The following is a 15,183-nucleotide window of genomic DNA, read 5'->3' as shown; positions in this document are numbered from 1 at the left end:
CAGAACCGGGAGTTGAAACAGTTGTGCCTTGCAAGACAAACTGCCCCTGTTGTTATTTTACGCGTTTTTCCTGTTTTTCAGGCGAAGATAAGTTTTTTGACGTCTACGTCGGTGGTGGTGGTGGGGATAAAGGGAAGAACTTGGAAATCGAACGCCAGGCCTATGGACGGAGCCCTTGATGGAAGCCTTCTCAAGAAACGGTCGTAGTATGCCTTGCCCCGGCCAAGCCGCTTTCCCTTTTTATCAAAGGCCAGCCCCGGCACAATAACAAGGTCTATCTTCTTCAAAGGGACCGGCTCTTTCCGGACCGGCTCCAATATACCGTAAGGGCCTTTCAGCAACCCGCCCTTTTCTTTTAATAAACAAGGCTTCATCATTCTATTTTTCCCGCAAACGGGAACCGCGACCGTCTTGCCCAGCCCTTGCGCCTCTCTTATCATATCCGCCGTATTGACTTCTCCACCTAATGACATATAGAACATCACGATCTTTGCCTCTTTAAAAACTCGGGTTCGAAAAAGCTTTTCTTTTATGATCTCGCTTTTTTTGTTCCGGTTTTCCTCCTTCTCTCTTTTTATCCTAAGTAAGATTTTATTACGAATACTGTCCTTTGTCAATCTTAAGTCGGCCATCTTCTTAAACCGGGGTATTCATCGCCAGCCTGCGGGGCTTAGTGGATTTTGAACAGTCCCGCGGGGGGGCGATCTTCTTCATCTGCCCTAAATTCTGCTTTTTCCCCATCTGGCGCCAGATCAGGACCCAGGCACAATCCCGCTGGGGGTCTAATTCGCATTTGCCTTTATTCATCCCGCCGCAGGGTCCGTTAAGCAGGCCTTTTGCGCAGAGCGTCACCGGGCAGATCCCTTCGGTCAGCCCCAGAACGCAAGCGCCGCACATCGAACATTTCTCGCTGAAATTACCCTGGCTGTCCATAACCGCGCCGAATAAAGTATTACATCCCGGCAATACCGCCAGTTCCAGCCTGTCGTTATCCTTGACCGACTGCGCGCCTAGGCCGCAAGCCAAAACCAGCACAGCGTCAGCCTGGCGTAAAACCTGCATATTCCTGGCCAGTTCACTTTTCAATTTGGCGGCAACACAGGCGGATTCAGGCAGGCAAAAACCCAAAACGCTCTTACCTTTAGCCTCTAATTGTTCTTTGATCTGCTTGCATTGAGCTTCGCCGCCTGAGGCACAGGCAGTGGCGCAATCGCCGCATCCGACAATAAATATTTTCTTATGGGCTTTTAAGCTATCTTCTATTTCCGCAAAAGGTTTTAACTCTGATATGATCATAGCCCCCCCGGTGGTTCTCAAATAAGAACCGGCTGTTCATCACCCTGAAAGAAACGCCGGATTTAGTTAAATTTTATCACGGTTTGATTGCCGGCTCAAGGGAAAAGAAAAAGAAAGGGACGATTCTCTTTGACGCTTAGAAATGCCCCCCTTAGGGGGCACTTTTGCCTGTCCTTGAGAACCGTCCCTAAAAAAATATCCCCGCGCTGTGCCGTTGAATATGATGGGCTGAACCTTTTAGGTACAGGTGGGAACCCTCTCTTTTACGCCTTAGCGTCAAGAAGCATAAGCTCCCGGTATCTTGGTGTTGGTTCACCAATCATCAAGTCTTCAACGTACACGGCAGGGATATAAAAGATCTTTTCCTGACGAGAAAAGTATAACACACAACCGCGGATACGTCAAGTTCAGCGCAGGCGGGCGCCAAACTCTTCTTTAAGACGGGATATTACGGCTTCGTGTACCGGGGCAATCTCTGCCTCAGTCAGGGTCCGGTCATCTGAAGCATACCGGCAGGATATGGTTAGGCCTTTATACCCGGGATCGATGGGCTTACCTTTGTAGCGGTCTACAACCTCCGCCTCTTTGATAAGATCCCGCCCTTGGGCAAGTATAGCTTTTATTATTTTTTCCGCCGGCAGCGCTTCGGCCAGGATCATGCTTATATCCCTGACCGCGAACGGGAATTTCGGCAAAGCGCTGAATTTCTTAGCCGGGCTGATCAAAGAAAAAACCTTGGGCAGGTCGATCTCGGCGCCGAACACCTCTTTGTTCTTTATTTCCATTCGGTCAAGACGCTTTCTATCCAACCTGCAAAGGCTTCCTATATCGACATCCCCGGCAAAGACCCGGAACGCGTATGCGCCCCGGGCAATAAACCTGAGATCCTGCCCAAGCACATTCAGGCGTTTGAGCAGGGTTTCAACCGCCCCTTTTAAATGCAAGAATCCGGCTTCATCCTGGACCCTGCCTTTATCGAACCAAACCAGCTTTGACCCGCACAAACAGATCCCCAAACGGTACTCCTCCTGTATCCGTTTCCCATCCAGACGGTAGACCCGGGCAATCTCGAATATATTCACGTATTCCTGTTTCTGCTTAAGGTTATGCGAAACGCAGCGGACAAGGCTGGGCATAAGCACAGGCCGCATTACCTCCTGCTCGATGCTCAAGGGGTTGCAAACCGCTATCAAAGAATCATCGCCTTCCCAAAAACCATCCAGGCTCTTTCTGTCGATCAGGCTGTAAGTTACTACTTCATTCAGCCCCAGCCCGGAAAGTATATCTTTGCTTTGGCTGATATGGTCCTGTGCGGCTGTTTCCTGATTTTTCAAACCCACCTTGGCCAATGTCGACGGGATGTTCTCAAAACCGTAGATCCGGGAAATCTCCTCGATCAGATCGACTTCCTCTTTGACATCCAACCGCCACGAAGGGACCTTGACTTGCAGACAGCCTTTTTTCTTGCCTTTTATCTCAAACCCCAGGCCAGCCAGGATATTATTTACTCTCGCCTGGGGGATCTCGACGCCGAGGCTCCTCTTTATGCCGGCCGCGGTCAAACACACTTTAGCCACGTTCATGCGGCTGACGCCTGAACTTGCTGCGCAAGACAGATCGCCTGCGCAAAGTTCCCCGATCAGTTTCGCGGCCCTTAACGAAGCCGCCGCCGGTCCGGCAGGGTCAATGCCGCGTTCAAACCTGTATGCCGCGTCGCTGGTCATTCCTAATTTCTGCCTGCCGCGCCTGATCAAAACAGGTTCGAATATCGCAGCCTCTAATAATACATTCCGGGTATTTTCGGTCACCTCTGTATCCTTGCCTCCCATAACACCGGCAATAGCTACGGTTTTTTTCTTATCGGCGATCACCAGTATATCCGGGCTTAATTCCCTTTCCTGGCCGTCGATGGTGACCAGCTTTTCTCCCTTAGATGCTCGGCGAACCACGATCTCCCGGCCGCTCAATTTATCCAGATCGAACGCGTGCAGGGGCTCGCCTGTCTCGAATAAAACATAATTAGTGATGTCCACAACGTTGTTCACGCTGCGCACCCCCAAGGATTCCAAGCGGGCCCTGAGCCACTCAGGAGAAGGCCCGGCTTTTACGTTGCGGATGACCCTGGCGGTATAAAACGGGCAATCGTTCCTATCCTCTATTTCGATCCCGAATTTATCAGCGCATCCGGTTTCGATCTTAACGGATTTCATTTGCCCGGTCTTTGTCTTTTTCCCGGTTAAAGCCGCAACTTCCCTGGCCACGCCGATAACGCTGAGCCAATCCGGACGGTTAGAGGTGATCTCAATCTCGAAAACAAAATCGCCGGCTTTTTCCTCGACGGACTTAACCTCAAGCCCGGACATGGTCAGCCTATCCGCCAATTCCTGCGCCGGCATCTTTATATCTACGAATTCTTTTAACCAGTTATACGTTACTTTCATATTTAGAATTGTTTAAGAAAACGAAGATCGTTCTCAAAAAACAGCCTGATATCGTTTATCCCGTATTTAAGCATGGCTATGCGCTCCACGCCCATGCCGAAAGCAAAACCAGTGTACTTATCCGGGTCATACCCCACATTCTTAAATACATTGGGATGGACCATGCCCGAACCCAGTATCTCCAACCACCCCTTTCTTCCGCAGACAGAGCATCCCTTGCCTTTACAGATAATGCAGGAAATATCCACCTCCGCCGAAGGTTCGGTAAACGGGAAGAAATGAGGCCGGAAGCGCATCTTTATACCCTGCCCGAAAATGCCTTTGGCGAAAAACTCCAGCGCCCCTTTCAGGTCGGCGAAGGTAATGCCCTCATCGACCATAAGGCCCTCGATCTGGTTGAACATAAAGGAATGTGACGCGTCAACCGCGTCCGGACGGAAGACCCTGCCCGGGGCGATAATCGCCAGCGGCGGCTTGCTGCCTTTCATAGCCCTCACCTGAACCGTGGAGGTCTGGCTGCGCAAAAGGTATTTTCCTTCACTGCCCGCCGGGACACTCAGATAAAAAGTATCAAAGGCCTCGCGCGAAGGATGTTCCATCGGTATATTCAATCCGGTGAAATTATTATACTCGCTCTCGATCTCCGGGCCTTCGACCACGGCAAAGCCCATCTTTTTGAACATATCGCAGATCTCGGTAACGATCAAGGTCAACGGATGCCGGCGGCCCAGGCCCTGGCAGATCCCCGGCAGGCTTATATCCACGCCGGATGTTTGCGCCTGGCCGGCCGGTTGCCCCAAGGATATTTGCTTTTCTTCCAGAAGCGCCATTATCCGGTTTTTCAACTCATTCACCTGTTTGCCGAAAGAACCGCGCTCCTGAACAGGCAAACCCGGAATAGTTGAGGTCAACTGCGGGATGAGACCTTTCCTGCCCAGGTACTTCAACCGCAGTTCCTCCAACGCCTCAGCCGAACCCGCCGAGCCTATATCCTGTTCTAACGCTGTTTTAACCGAATCAATATCCATATCAACCCCGATAGCCCCGCCAGGATAAGGACCAGCCTGGCTTTAACAACGCTTATTTTTTCTTTTACCTTGATCCCGTCAGAGACTTTATCTATCGCTTGCGCGTGTATATCCAGGTCGCCGCCGTGCTTCTGGCAACTGCGGTTGAATATACCGGAAACCCGGATAATATCCCCTCTATGTTTATACGCCCCGGTCACCCGGATATTCCCGGCCAATTCCTCCGAGGCCCACACGCCAAGCGCATTATCGCCGTCGTGCACGTTTATCCAGACAAATTTACCGCGGGACATTTTATCGCCTATCACCTCGCCTTGATAAACTACGGATTTACCGTCGTATTCCTTGGCCCGGCGGATCAAGTCCGCGCTGGAAACGACTTGGGCATACGCGCTTTTATAAAAAATTAACGCCCCTAAAACGAAAATCAAAAAAAATACTTTCTTTTTCGATCCCGGCATTATTTCCCTCTCACCGCAGCCACGATAAATCCGGCCAGGGTCAAAACAGACATGAATTCCAGCCTGCCCGCCCACATCTGCATCATGTATGTCACTTTCAGCGCCGCCGGCATACCCGCCTGAGTTATCCCGCAGGAAAGACCGACATTGGCCGCTGCGGATGTGGATTCGAACAAAGACTCCAGAAAAGAAAAGCCGCATAACATCCCGATGATCGCTCCTGCCGCATAAAGCGCCAGATAGGCCAAAGTGATCATCAAAGCCGCCCTGACCATCTTATCATTCAGGAACCTCTCGCGGATATGATGGAATTTCTGGACTATCACCACCCGTTCAGGCAGGATTATCCTTTTAATATCCTGGCGTAAAGCTTTATAGATTATACCCACCCGGATCATCTTGATCGCTCCGGTAGTGGAACAGGCGGCGCCTCCCAAAGCCATGGCGCAAATCATCCCCGCCAATGCCAGGTTATTCCAATCGGACAGGAACTGCTGGGCATATATGGTCTGGAACCCCGTGCCGGCATGCCCGGAGATAAGCTGGTAAAACCCTTTTCGGAATAATACCAGGGCTTGGGGATAAATACCCGTCTGATGCAGGCCGACAGCAGTGATCGAGAACGTTATCAAGATGGATACAAAAAAAGTCCGGCTTTCAATGTTCTTAACCATCTCCTTAAAATTACCATTCCAAACGTGATAATGCAATTTGAAATTGAGCGCCCCCAGGACAATGATGATAACCGTGATCATTTCATACGCGAGGCTATGGTAATAAAGAACGCTTTGCGACTGCGGGGCAAAACCACCGGTATCAAAAGCGGTCATAAAAATGCAGGCGCCGTGAAAAAACGCGTTGAACGGCTTCAGCCCGTTCACTATGCCGGTCACCCCCAAAGCGATAGTTCCTAAGACAAGGAAAACAACGCTGACCAGCCAAATGAACCTGCTGCCATGAATGACATTAGGCAGTATCTTTTCATCGCGGGCTTCGCCTACATACATCTTAAGGGCGCCGGAAAATCCTTTGACGAATAAAGAAACCGCTACAATAACGATCCCCTGTCCGCCGATGAACATAATCAAATGCCGCCACAAATTATGGCTGTATGAAAGATGGTCCATATCCTGAACCAGGGCCAGCCCGGTGGTAGTCAGGCCGGACATAGTATCAAAGCAGGCGTCCATAAAAGACAACCAGTGGCCGCTCAGATACAACGGGATCGCCGCCAGGACCATTGCCACCACCCAGGAGAGCGACACCACGATCATCCCCTGCATCCAATTAAGGTCATTTTCGGTGAAACATATTTTGGTCAGAAAAAGTCCTAGAATAAGGGATGCTTCTATACCGACCATAAAATCCATCGCCGGGCTGAATTCCCCCAGCAAGATACCCAATAATAACGGCACAACCATTGTCGCGGACAAAGAAAGAATTATCTTGCCGAGATAATAGCCTATCGCTTTGACATCTTCTATGTCCGGCCTGGGGATCATATCTTGAACGAGAGGATTAAAGAGACAAAAAAACCGGCGAGAATAATACCTAAGGCATAGGATATCTCCGTGGCAACGCCTACAATCATGTTCCGGATATTCCTTGCTTTCATTTTTTTATAGCTTGCCCAGCAATAGATTTATCAACTGCGACTCGCCGCCGACCAGGGTCATGGCGATAATATCATCGCCTTCAGAAAAAACAGTGTCGCCTCGGGGGACAATCACCTCTTCGCCGCGCAAAATAGAAACCAGGACCGAATCCTTGGGCAGAAGCACTTCTTTAAGCGGCTTATTGATCACCGGGGAATCTTTGGACAGGTCTACCCGGACGATCGCCAGCTTCCCTCTGGCAAAACTCATCAGCTTGACCACGTCGGAGAAAGAAACCTCCTCTTCAATGATCTTGCCGATGATCATGGTCGAATCCACCGGTACGTCGATCTCCAACTCGGAAAACACCCGTTCGTTATCCGGGTTATTCACCCGGCCGACAGTGCGTTTGGCCTTGAACAGCTCTTTTGCCAGCTGGCATATTATAAGGTTATCTTCGTCTTCGCCGGTCACCGCAGCCACCACATCCGCACGCTTCGCCCCGGCCTCTTCCAGTATATCAGGATCACAGCCGTCGCCGTTTACCACCAGCGCATTCAACTCTTTAGCGACATGCTCGCAGATATCCTTGTCCTTATCAACAATACTGACCGTATGTTTGCTGGCGCAAAGCCTTTTCCCCAAGAAATACCCGACCTTGCCTGCGCCTACGATTATTATATACATGGCCTTTTACCCGAGCTTATATACCAAAATGCGCTTTTATCTTTTTCAGGCTGGACACCTTAACCACAGCCATTATTATATCTTTAGCCTTTAATACTGTTTTTGATTCGGGAATGATGGTCGCATCCAACCGCTTCAACGCCACCACCATAAGCTCCTGAGGGACGTTCACATCCAGCACGGTTTTGCCGGCAAGTTCTTTTTTGACCTCAAGCTCCAGGACCCCCAGATCTTTGGTCTCGATCAGATAGCTGGAAAACCGGCTTTCCACGATCTTGTCGCGGATCATCGAAGCGAAAAGAGTTGTCCCGCCCAATATATCCAACCCCAGCGCCTTGAATATGTTCGCCCGGCGCGGGTCATATATCCGGGCAATGACCTTGGGCACCTTGAATATCTTTTTCGCCACCTGGGCGGAGATAAGGTTGGTATTATCCCCATTGGTCACGCAACAGAAGGCGTCGGCTTTCTCAACCCCTGCCTGTCTTAAGAGCGCCAGGTCAAAACCATTGCCGACCAGGGACAGGCCGTTAAAGGTATTGCCCAGCCGGTCAAAAGACTTTGAGCTTTTGTCGATTATAACTACGTTATGGCCTTCGTTCGCCAGGAGTTTGGCCAATTCCGCCCCAACCCTGCCGCAACCGATTATTATAACGTACATATCCGCCTTCCTCTAACATCAAACCGGGATTAACCTTTGGTTTTTTCGATCAGCTTCTTAAAGGCCTTGTTCTCTGTAACCGCCAGTTCAGCCAGGATCTTACGGTCCAACTCGATATTGGATTTCTTAAGGCCGTTGATGAATCTATTGTAAGTGATGCCTTCAGCCCTGCATGCCGCGTTGATCCGGGCGATCCAAAGCTTGCGGAAATCCCTTTTACGCGCTTTACGGTCCCTATAGCTGTAAACCAAGGCGTGCATAAGCGCCCTGCGGGCCTGCTGGAACTGCTTGCTCCTATCGCCCCAGAACCCCTTAGTTTGTTTTAATACCCTTTTCTTCCTTTTCTTGGTAGCTGCGCTGTGTTTTGCTTTTGCCATTTCACTTTCTCCTTTTCAAATACAACATCTTAACCCTGCGGGGATTTATCCGTAGGGCAGCATCTTCTTAAGATACTTGAGCTCTTTCTTATTCACCACTTTCCTCGACTTGCGCAGATTGCGCACGCGCTTGGCGCTTTTATTTGTCTGCAGGTGGCTCTTGCCGCCGGCATTGAATTTGATCTTTCCTTTTTTGGTGGTCCTAAACCTTTTGGCCACGCCTTTTTTTGTTTTTAACTTTGGCATTTTATCCTCTTTTTTATTTTCTTACCGGGTTGTTTTTATTCCTTGCCCTTTTTCGGCGCCAGGACCAGCGACAGTATTTTGCCTTCCAGGGTCGGCTCTTTCTCTACCAGCCCCTCGGCCTGGGTGTCGATTATAAATCTATCTAAAATCTTTCTGCCTAAATCCGAATGCTCTATCTGCCTGCCTTTAAAGAAAAGGTCGATCTTAACCCTGTCTTTTTTCTTCAGGAAACTTTGGGCCTGCCTCATTTTTACCAGATAGTCATGTTCGTCGATATTAGGGTGAAGACGGATCTCTTTTATGCGGCTCTGTTTCTGGTGCTTCTTGGCCTCGCGCTCCTTCTTTTCCTGGTCGTACTTGAATTTACTGAAATCCATGATCCGGCATACAGGCGGATTCGCCTGCGGCGCCACCTCTACCAGGTCTAATTCATATTGAGCGGATAGCTCCCGGGCCTTATCCGTAGAAACCACTCCCAACTGATTGCTTTCCGGACCGACTAAACGGACTTCGGGGACGCGGATCTTCTCGTTGATACGGATATATTTTTTTATCTCTACCACCTCCTCATTTTTGGGGTTTAGCCGGATTGCCGGTAATGACCGTAGCTCCGGTTGCCCCGTTTATATTATACTACTTTTTCCCTGATCTCGTTCTTTAACTTTTCGACAAATTCTTCGAGCCCCATTCCGGCCTGTTCTTTAACATGCCTTTTGCGCACATTAACAGCCCCCGCTTTTTCTTCACGTTCACCGAGGACCAGGACATAAGGGATCTTATCGATCTCCGCCTGCCGGATCCTCTTATTCAGGGTCTCGCTGCGGTTATCCATTTCTACCCGTATCCCGGCGTCTTCCAGGGTTTTTTTGACTTTTAAGCCATAGGCGTTGGATTCTTCGCGCACCGGTATTATCCCTACCTGGACCGGAGCCAGCCACAACGGGAAATCCCCCATATATTGCTCGGTGAGGCAGGCGGTAAACCTCTCCAGGCTTCCTAAAAGAACACGGTGGAGCATGATCGGCTGCTTTAATGAACCGTCGGTGTCAACATAAGCCAGATCAAATCTTTTGGGCAGGGCGAAATCGCATTGCACTGTCGCGCACTGCCATGAACGTTTTAATGCGTCTTTTAATTTTATATCTATCTTCGGGCCGTAGAATGCGCCGTCTCCTTCGTTGATCTCGTAAGCCAAGCCCAGATCTTTCAGGGAATTCTCCAGGGCATCGGTAGCTAATTCCCAGTCTCCATCCGAACCGATGGACTTAGCCGGCCTGGTGCTAAGCTCAATACCCAGGTTGTTAAACCCGAAAAGCTTCATTGTGCTAAATACAAACTCCACAACGTCTTTTATCTCTGCTTTTAATTGCGTAGGCAGACAGAATATATGCGCGTCGTCCTGGGTGAAACCACGCACCCTGAGCAAACCATGCATCACCCCGGCCTTTTCATGGCGGTAAACCGTTCCCAACTCAAACAGCCTTATCGGCAGATCCCTATAACTGCGGGTTTTGGATTTATAGATCAGTATATGCCCCGGGCAGTTCATCGGCTTCAAGACGAATTCCTTCTCTTCGATCTTAAAGGTGTACATGTTCTCTTTGTAGTAATCATAATGCCCGGAGGTTTTCCATAATTCCGCCTGCATTATATGCGGAGTGACCACCAGCTGGTAACCGCGCTTCAAGTGCGCGTCCTTCTCAAAATCCTCGATGATCTTTCTTAAAAGCGCGCCCTTGGGATGATAAAACACCAGGCCGGGCCCCGCTTCTTCCTGATAAATATCAAAGAGCTCTAATGCGGGGCCGACCTTGCGGTGGTCGCGCAGTTTTCTTTCCTCAAGATCCTTCAAATACGCGTCTAATTCTTTTTTGCTCTCGAAACAAGTCCCGTATATCCTCTGGAGCATGGGATTTGTCTCAATGCCGTGCCAGTACGCCCCGGCAACGGACAATAATTTGAACGCCTTGATCTGTCCGGTGGAATCTATATGCGGGCCGCGGCAAAGATCGACGAAATCCTCCCCGGTTCTATAGATAGAGACCTTTTCATCGGCTATATCCCGGATCAATTCCAGTTTATAGCTTTCACCCGGCTTTTTAAATACCTCCGCAGCTTCGACCTTGCTTAACTCCTGACGGGTGAATTTCTCATCCCGCTTGACGATCTCGGCCATCTTCGTTTCGATCCTGGCCAGATCATCGTCGGTAAAAGGCTCTTTTTTATCGAAGTCGTAGTAAAACCCGTCTTCGATAGCCGGACCGATAGTCAGCTTCGTTTCCGGCCAAAGCTCCTTTACCGCCTCAGCCATCACGTGCGAGCAGGAATGCCGTAATATGTTCAGATCCATATTCTTTAATAAAAATTAAAAATGGGCCCATGAGGACTTGAACCTCAGACCTTTGCGATGTCAACGCAACGCTCTAACCAACTGAGCTATGAGCCCGAAATTTTTTAATAGCGTTCGCTCATAGCGAACACCTTATAAACCAATGGCGGATGACTTCCTTTTCTGTCTCCACATCCGCAATCCCGAAGCGCTAATAGATTTTTACGCTGCGTTTCGGGGCTGAGCTATGAGCCCGAAATATCTTCCCAGGCAAAGTGGGCAAGGAGGGAGTTGAACCCTCACGACCTTACGGCCAACAGATTTTAAGTCTGTCGTGTATGCCATTCCACCACTTGCCCGTCGTTCGCATCCGGAACGATTACAGCTACACTCTTCTCGAGAATTAAGGCGACGAGCGGATTCGAACCGCTGAATAACTGTTTTGCAGACAGTTGCCTTGCCACTTGGCTACGTCGCCGGATCTATAAAATCTTCACTGCCTCTTTAACAATCGTCTCAACCTCAGCCAGGCAGCCGACGCCCACCTTGCCGCAAGCAAGACCGCCTTTTCGCGGCTGCACAAATCCATACCCCAGGGATTCCAGCTTCTTGATATTAGCCTGGGTTATCTTATTCAAAAACATTCCCTCGTTCATCGCCGGGCAAAAGAGAACCGGCGCTTTTGTCGCCGATATCAAACAGGTCAAAAGGTCGTCACATATTCCGCAGGCGGCCTTAGCGATAATATTCGCGGTAGCCGGGGCGACCAATACCAGGTCCGCCTTATCCGCCAGGGAAACATGTTCTATCTCCCAGGCCTGCGGATCATACCCCATATCGCCGTATACCTTATTCGCTGAAAGGCTCGCAAATAATAAAGGGCTTATGAAATCCCGGGCCTCTTTGGTCATTACCACGCTGACCGAAAATCCTTGATCCCTTAAACGCCGGGTGATCTCACAAGCCTTGTAGATGGCGACGCTGGCGGTAACCCCTAAAATGACCTCTTTCTTTTTAACCATTGGGCATACCGGACTAACCCTTAACCTTGACCATGCCGTCGGAGATCTCCTGCAAGGCGATTATCGACGGTTTGGTATTCGGGCTTACATTTTCCACAAGCCGCGGTTTTCCTTCGGCAAGATCCAGCGCCCTTTTGGACGCCAGGACAACTAATTTATATAAAGACCCTCCGCTCTTGTCCAATAATTTTTCCAAGGCAACATATTCCATTAATTCGGCCTCCTGATAACGCTGTTAAAATTTTTAATAATAATGCCCTTGAGCTGCTTGACCGCTTTAGTTAGATCCCGGTTTACCAGCGAATAATCATACCGGCGAAAGGCCCTTATTTCTTCTTTTGCCCGGCTTAACCTCTTGCGGATCTCCTCTTCTTGGGTCTGGCTGCATCTTTTATGTATCCTGCCGGCCAGCTCTTCCATAGAAGGCGGCATGACAAATATAGTCACTGCTTGCCCCGGATAAAGCTTTTTAACCCTTGCCGCGCCTTTAAGATCCAGGCAAAGCACAACCCCTTTTCCCCGGCCGATCTGATCATCCACAGCCCGTCTGGCTGTTCCGTAATAATACCCTAAATATCTGGTCCATTCAAGGATTTTTTTCTGCCGCAGGTTTTTTTTGAATTCTTCCGCGCTGATGAAAAAATAATCCTTGCCGTTAACCTCGCCGGATCTTTTAGGCCGGGTAGTGAATGAAACCGACCTCGCCAGCTTATTTTTGAATCTTTTGTCCGCCAGTATCCTCCGGGCCAGCGTGGTCTTCCCCGACCCTGAAGGCCCGGAGATAACAAATACCCTTGCGCCCTTTGCCTCTTTTTTTAACCCGGCTTTCATTCTATATTCTGCGCCTGTTCGCGCAGTTTTTCGATCTGGCTTTTCATCTGAACCACCCTGCCGGAGATCTGCATGTCACAGGCTTTCGCTCCCATGGTATTAGCCTCGCGCTGCATCTCCTGACAGATAAAATCGAGTTCTTTACCTATTGCGCAGGAAAGATTTAGCTTACCCTTAAAGCTCTTTATATGAAAATCCAGCCGGTCGATTTCCTCGGCAATATCCGCGTCTTTCAGAAAAGCGGCGCGCTCCGCGTCTATCTTGATCTTCCGGCTTTTTTCCAGGATTATCTTGGCGAACCTGGACCGGATAAATTTTAAATTAGCGGACAAGCCTTTGGAGTTAGCGTCAAGATGCCCGAACAGCGCCCGGCCTTCTTTGCTGCGCGTGGCGCTAAGTTCGGATAAGGCCATCGCCACGGCTTTACCTAAATGCGGCCAAAACCTTGCCACCGGGATCTTCTCCTCGGTCAGCGATAAAACTCCCGGCAAGCCAACCAGTGTATTTATATTCATCCCGTCAGAGATCCGGTAAAGCTTGGAAATATCCTTTATCGCCGCAACGTACCTGCGCAAAAGCTCTTTATTCATCGAAACGCGCGGGCTGGCCTTGCCGAAAACGCTTAATACGCAGATAACCCTGCCGCGCTTGATCCTGGTTTCTATCTCTTTCTTTATCTTGTCCTCGAAACAGATGAACCCGTCGGGGGAATGAAAGACCATTTCGAAAAACTTATGGTTGGTGCTGCGCAACTCCACATTTATCGTTCCAAAACCCGGAACCGCGATTTCTGCGGCGCCGAAACCGGTCATGCTTTTAAGCATCGCTGCCTCTTTCTTCAAGCCCAGATCGCTTGTTTGAAATCTTTTATAACCGTATCCCTGGTCGGGTAAAGATCGACGATCACTTCCTCCGGGAGGAACCACAGTTTAATCTCCCGCGACGCCTCGTCCGAGTCGGAAGAAACATGAATCACGTTTTCAAAAAGCCCGGAGGTCAATATTCGGCCGTAGGCTCCGCGGATCGAGGTTGGGTCAGCTTGTTCGGGATTCGTCGCCCCGGCCAATTCCCGGCATTTTTGTATTGCGTCCTTGCCCCAATAAACAAGCGCCATGACCTTTTTCCGGTCGTGCAGCTCGCCGCGCAGATACTTGATCAGTTCGTCGAAAAAAGGCTTGTCCTTAAGATGCCTGTAATGCTCCTCAGCCAAACCCCGGGAGACCCTGACCATTTTTGCGGCAACTATCTCCAGCTTTGTTTCGGAAAGCCGGGTCAGGATATTGCCGGTCAAAGATTTTTTAAGGCCGTCGGGTTTGATCAAAATTAAAACCGCCTGGTTCATAGCTTAGTTTCTCCTCTCATCTTGCTAACGATCCTCTCCAAGTCTTCCTGCGAATAAAATTCAACCACGATATGTCCCCGTTTCTTATTTTTTACGACCCTTACCTTTGTAGCCAACGCCTGCTGTAATTGCTCTTCCATTATCACTACTTGCGGGTCGATATTTTTACTTCTTGCGCCAATCCTGACTCGTCCAGCCAAAGGGCGTCGAGTCTTGATTATGCTCTCTAACTCTCTGACGGACAGGGACTTAGATATTATATCCCTAACTAGTTTTCTCTGCATATTTGCGTCTTCTATTTCCAACAGCGCCCGGCCATGAGCATATGAGATCCGGCCGCTCCTTACTTCTTCCTGGATCTCTCCCGGCAATTTCAATAACCGCAAAGAATTGGTAATGGTCACCCGGGATTTACCTAAAACGTCCCCGACCTCTTCTTGCGTAAGCCGGAACTTTTCAATTAAATACTGATAAGCGCGCGCCTCTTCAATAGGATTGAGTTCCTGTCTTTGAATATTTTCTATCAGCGCTAATTCCAACGAATCCCTGTCTTCAACATCTTTGATTATCGCCGGTATCTCTTTTAAATTCAATAGGTTAGCAGCACGAAGCCTGCGTTCGCCAGCTATTAGTTCATAATTGTCACCTTTGGGCCGGACCAGGATCGGTTGCAACAATCCTTTTTCTTTGATTGACTGGACCAGTTCAGCCATGCTTTCCGGATCAAAATCTTCTCTGGGCTGCAATGGATTCGGTTTTACTTTTGCCAAATCCAAGAACGCAATCTTCTTGCTCTGAACTTCCTCTGTTGCCGGGATTAACGCGCTTATCCCTTTACCCAAGGCTTTTCTTTCCATTAAACCGCTC

18 protein-coding genes, 3 tRNA genes and 1 other RNA gene are annotated in these 15,183 nt (G+C 49.5%); all 22 read right to left on the bottom strand.

Translation table 11 applies throughout. From position 1 onward, the window contains the following. Positions 1-77 precede the first annotated feature (77 nt). Positions 78-632, bottom strand: a complete 555-nt coding sequence (locus tag M0R35_00430; protein ID MCK9594130.1) for a 5-formyltetrahydrofolate cyclo-ligase — start codon at positions 630-632, stop codon at positions 78-80. 4 nt (positions 633-636) lie between these two features. Continuing rightward, positions 637-1,296 (bottom strand): methylenetetrahydrofolate reductase C-terminal domain-containing protein, encoded by a 660-nt coding sequence (locus M0R35_00425; protein ID MCK9594129.1) that lies wholly within the window; start codon positions 1,294-1,296, stop codon positions 637-639. Between the two features lie 194 nt (positions 1,297-1,490). After that, a non-coding RNA gene (gene ssrS, locus M0R35_00420) (6S RNA) lies at positions 1,491-1,648 on the bottom strand. Between the two features lie 55 nt (positions 1,649-1,703). Next, positions 1,704-3,737, bottom strand: coding sequence for a phenylalanine--tRNA ligase subunit beta (gene pheT, locus M0R35_00415; GenBank protein ID MCK9594128.1), 2,034 nt, complete (start codon positions 3,735-3,737; stop codon positions 1,704-1,706). Between the two features lie 2 nt (positions 3,738-3,739). Then, a complete protein-coding gene (pheS, locus tag M0R35_00410) occupies positions 3,740-4,765 on the bottom strand; it encodes a phenylalanine--tRNA ligase subunit alpha (protein ID MCK9594127.1) in 1,026 nt (341 codons plus the stop codon). Next, a complete protein-coding gene (locus M0R35_00405) occupies positions 4,735-5,226 on the bottom strand; it encodes a DNA-binding protein (protein MCK9594126.1) in 492 nt (163 codons plus the stop codon). The genes pheS and M0R35_00405 overlap by 31 nt, the downstream gene beginning before the upstream one ends. After that, positions 5,226-6,728: a TrkH family potassium uptake protein gene (locus M0R35_00400; protein ID MCK9594125.1), complete on the bottom strand. Its 1,503-nt coding sequence runs from the start codon at positions 6,726-6,728 to the stop codon at positions 5,226-5,228. The genes M0R35_00405 and M0R35_00400 overlap by 1 nt, the downstream gene beginning before the upstream one ends. A 117-nt stretch (positions 6,729-6,845) precedes the next feature. Further along, entirely contained in the window at positions 6,846-7,508 is a 663-nt protein-coding gene (locus M0R35_00395) for an NAD-binding protein (GenBank protein ID MCK9594124.1), read from the bottom strand. A 16-nt stretch (positions 7,509-7,524) separates the two neighbouring features. Next, on the bottom strand, positions 7,525-8,169 hold the full coding sequence (locus M0R35_00390; GenBank protein MCK9594123.1) for a TrkA family potassium uptake protein: 645 nt from the start codon (positions 8,167-8,169) through the stop codon (positions 7,525-7,527). Between the two features lie 29 nt (positions 8,170-8,198). Beyond that, the gene (gene rplT, locus M0R35_00385) at positions 8,199-8,546 is read right to left on the bottom strand and encodes a 50S ribosomal protein L20 (GenBank protein MCK9594122.1); all 348 of its coding nucleotides are present in this window, start codon (positions 8,544-8,546) and stop codon (positions 8,199-8,201) included. Between the two features lie 45 nt (positions 8,547-8,591). Beyond that, on the bottom strand, positions 8,592-8,792 hold the full coding sequence (rpmI, locus tag M0R35_00380; GenBank protein MCK9594121.1) for a 50S ribosomal protein L35: 201 nt from the start codon (positions 8,790-8,792) through the stop codon (positions 8,592-8,594). A 35-nt stretch (positions 8,793-8,827) separates the two neighbouring features. Next, positions 8,828-9,355, bottom strand: coding sequence for a translation initiation factor IF-3 (gene infC, locus M0R35_00375; protein ID MCK9594120.1), 528 nt, complete (start codon positions 9,353-9,355; stop codon positions 8,828-8,830). 65 nt (positions 9,356-9,420) lie between these two features. Further along, a complete protein-coding gene (gene thrS / locus M0R35_00370; GenBank protein MCK9594119.1) occupies positions 9,421-11,142 on the bottom strand; it encodes a threonine--tRNA ligase in 1,722 nt (573 codons plus the stop codon). A 22-nt stretch (positions 11,143-11,164) separates the two neighbouring features. Next, positions 11,165-11,238: transfer RNA gene (locus M0R35_00365), tRNA-Val, on the bottom strand. Between the two features lie 159 nt (positions 11,239-11,397). Continuing rightward, positions 11,398-11,480: transfer RNA gene (locus M0R35_00360), tRNA-Leu, on the bottom strand. Between the two features lie 47 nt (positions 11,481-11,527). Beyond that, positions 11,528-11,599: transfer RNA gene (locus tag M0R35_00355), tRNA-Cys, on the bottom strand. Positions 11,600-11,603: 4 nt separating this feature from the next. Beyond that, the gene (locus M0R35_00350) at positions 11,604-12,143 is read right to left on the bottom strand and encodes a hypothetical protein (protein ID MCK9594118.1); all 540 of its coding nucleotides are present in this window, start codon (positions 12,141-12,143) and stop codon (positions 11,604-11,606) included. Between the two features lie 13 nt (positions 12,144-12,156). Continuing rightward, a complete protein-coding gene (gene rpoZ / locus M0R35_00345) occupies positions 12,157-12,354 on the bottom strand; it encodes a DNA-directed RNA polymerase subunit omega (protein ID MCK9594117.1) in 198 nt (65 codons plus the stop codon). Beyond that, the gene (gene gmk / locus M0R35_00340) at positions 12,354-12,974 is read right to left on the bottom strand and encodes a guanylate kinase (GenBank protein ID MCK9594116.1); all 621 of its coding nucleotides are present in this window, start codon (positions 12,972-12,974) and stop codon (positions 12,354-12,356) included. The genes rpoZ and gmk overlap by 1 nt, the downstream gene beginning before the upstream one ends. Next, positions 12,971-13,798: a YicC family protein gene (locus tag M0R35_00335; protein MCK9594115.1), complete on the bottom strand. Its 828-nt coding sequence runs from the start codon at positions 13,796-13,798 to the stop codon at positions 12,971-12,973. The genes gmk and M0R35_00335 overlap by 4 nt, the downstream gene beginning before the upstream one ends. Positions 13,799-13,812: 14 nt before the next feature. Beyond that, a complete protein-coding gene (locus M0R35_00330) occupies positions 13,813-14,316 on the bottom strand; it encodes a nucleoside-diphosphate kinase (GenBank protein ID MCK9594114.1) in 504 nt (167 codons plus the stop codon). After that, on the bottom strand, positions 14,313-15,173 hold the full coding sequence (locus M0R35_00325; GenBank protein ID MCK9594113.1) for a ParB/RepB/Spo0J family partition protein: 861 nt from the start codon (positions 15,171-15,173) through the stop codon (positions 14,313-14,315). The genes M0R35_00330 and M0R35_00325 overlap by 4 nt, the downstream gene beginning before the upstream one ends. Positions 15,174-15,183 lie beyond the last annotated feature (10 nt).

It is taken from the genome of Candidatus Omnitrophota bacterium, assembly GCA_023227985.1.
In the GTDB taxonomy this organism is placed as follows: domain Bacteria; phylum Omnitrophota; class Gorgyraeia; order Gygaellales; family Profunditerraquicolaceae; genus JALOCB01.
The sequence above is the reverse complement of the archived record's forward strand: the minus strand, read 5'-3'. Positions and strand labels throughout refer to the sequence as shown.

Bases quoted from the DNA above. Each gene is read 5' to 3' on its own strand.
- M0R35_00425 (MCK9594129.1), bottom strand. From the start codon at position 1,296: ATGATCATATCAGAGTTAAAACCTTTTGCGGAAATAGAAGATAGCTTA.
- pheT (MCK9594128.1), bottom strand. From the start codon at position 3,737: ATGAAAGTAACGTATAACTGGTTAAAAGAATTCGTAGATATAAAGATG.
- M0R35_00330 (MCK9594114.1), bottom strand. From the start codon at position 14,316: ATGAACCAGGCGGTTTTAATTTTGATCAAACCCGACGGCCTTAAAAAA.
- M0R35_00405 (MCK9594126.1), bottom strand. From the start codon at position 5,226: ATGCCGGGATCGAAAAAGAAAGTATTTTTTTTGATTTTCGTTTTAGGG.
- gmk (MCK9594116.1), bottom strand. From the start codon at position 12,974: ATGAAAGCCGGGTTAAAAAAAGAGGCAAAGGGCGCAAGGGTATTTGTT.
- M0R35_00390 (MCK9594123.1), bottom strand. From the start codon at position 8,169: ATGTACGTTATAATAATCGGTTGCGGCAGGGTTGGGGCGGAATTGGCC.
- M0R35_00325 (MCK9594113.1), bottom strand. From the start codon at position 15,173: ATGGAAAGAAAAGCCTTGGGTAAAGGGATAAGCGCGTTAATCCCGGCA.
- rplT (MCK9594122.1), bottom strand. From the start codon at position 8,546: ATGGCAAAAGCAAAACACAGCGCAGCTACCAAGAAAAGGAAGAAAAGG.
- thrS (MCK9594119.1), bottom strand. From the start codon at position 11,142: ATGGATCTGAACATATTACGGCATTCCTGCTCGCACGTGATGGCTGAG.
- M0R35_00335 (MCK9594115.1), bottom strand. From the start codon at position 13,798: ATGCTTAAAAGCATGACCGGTTTCGGCGCCGCAGAAATCGCGGTTCCG.
- M0R35_00430 (MCK9594130.1), bottom strand. From the start codon at position 632: ATGGCCGACTTAAGATTGACAAAGGACAGTATTCGTAATAAAATCTTA.
- rpmI (MCK9594121.1), bottom strand. From the start codon at position 8,792: ATGCCAAAGTTAAAAACAAAAAAAGGCGTGGCCAAAAGGTTTAGGACC.
- M0R35_00400 (MCK9594125.1), bottom strand. From the start codon at position 6,728: ATGATCCCCAGGCCGGACATAGAAGATGTCAAAGCGATAGGCTATTAT.
- rpoZ (MCK9594117.1), bottom strand. From the start codon at position 12,354: ATGGAATATGTTGCCTTGGAAAAATTATTGGACAAGAGCGGAGGGTCT.
- M0R35_00395 (MCK9594124.1), bottom strand. From the start codon at position 7,508: ATGTATATAATAATCGTAGGCGCAGGCAAGGTCGGGTATTTCTTGGGG.
- pheS (MCK9594127.1), bottom strand. From the start codon at position 4,765: ATGGATATTGATTCGGTTAAAACAGCGTTAGAACAGGATATAGGCTCG.
- M0R35_00350 (MCK9594118.1), bottom strand. From the start codon at position 12,143: ATGGTTAAAAAGAAAGAGGTCATTTTAGGGGTTACCGCCAGCGTCGCC.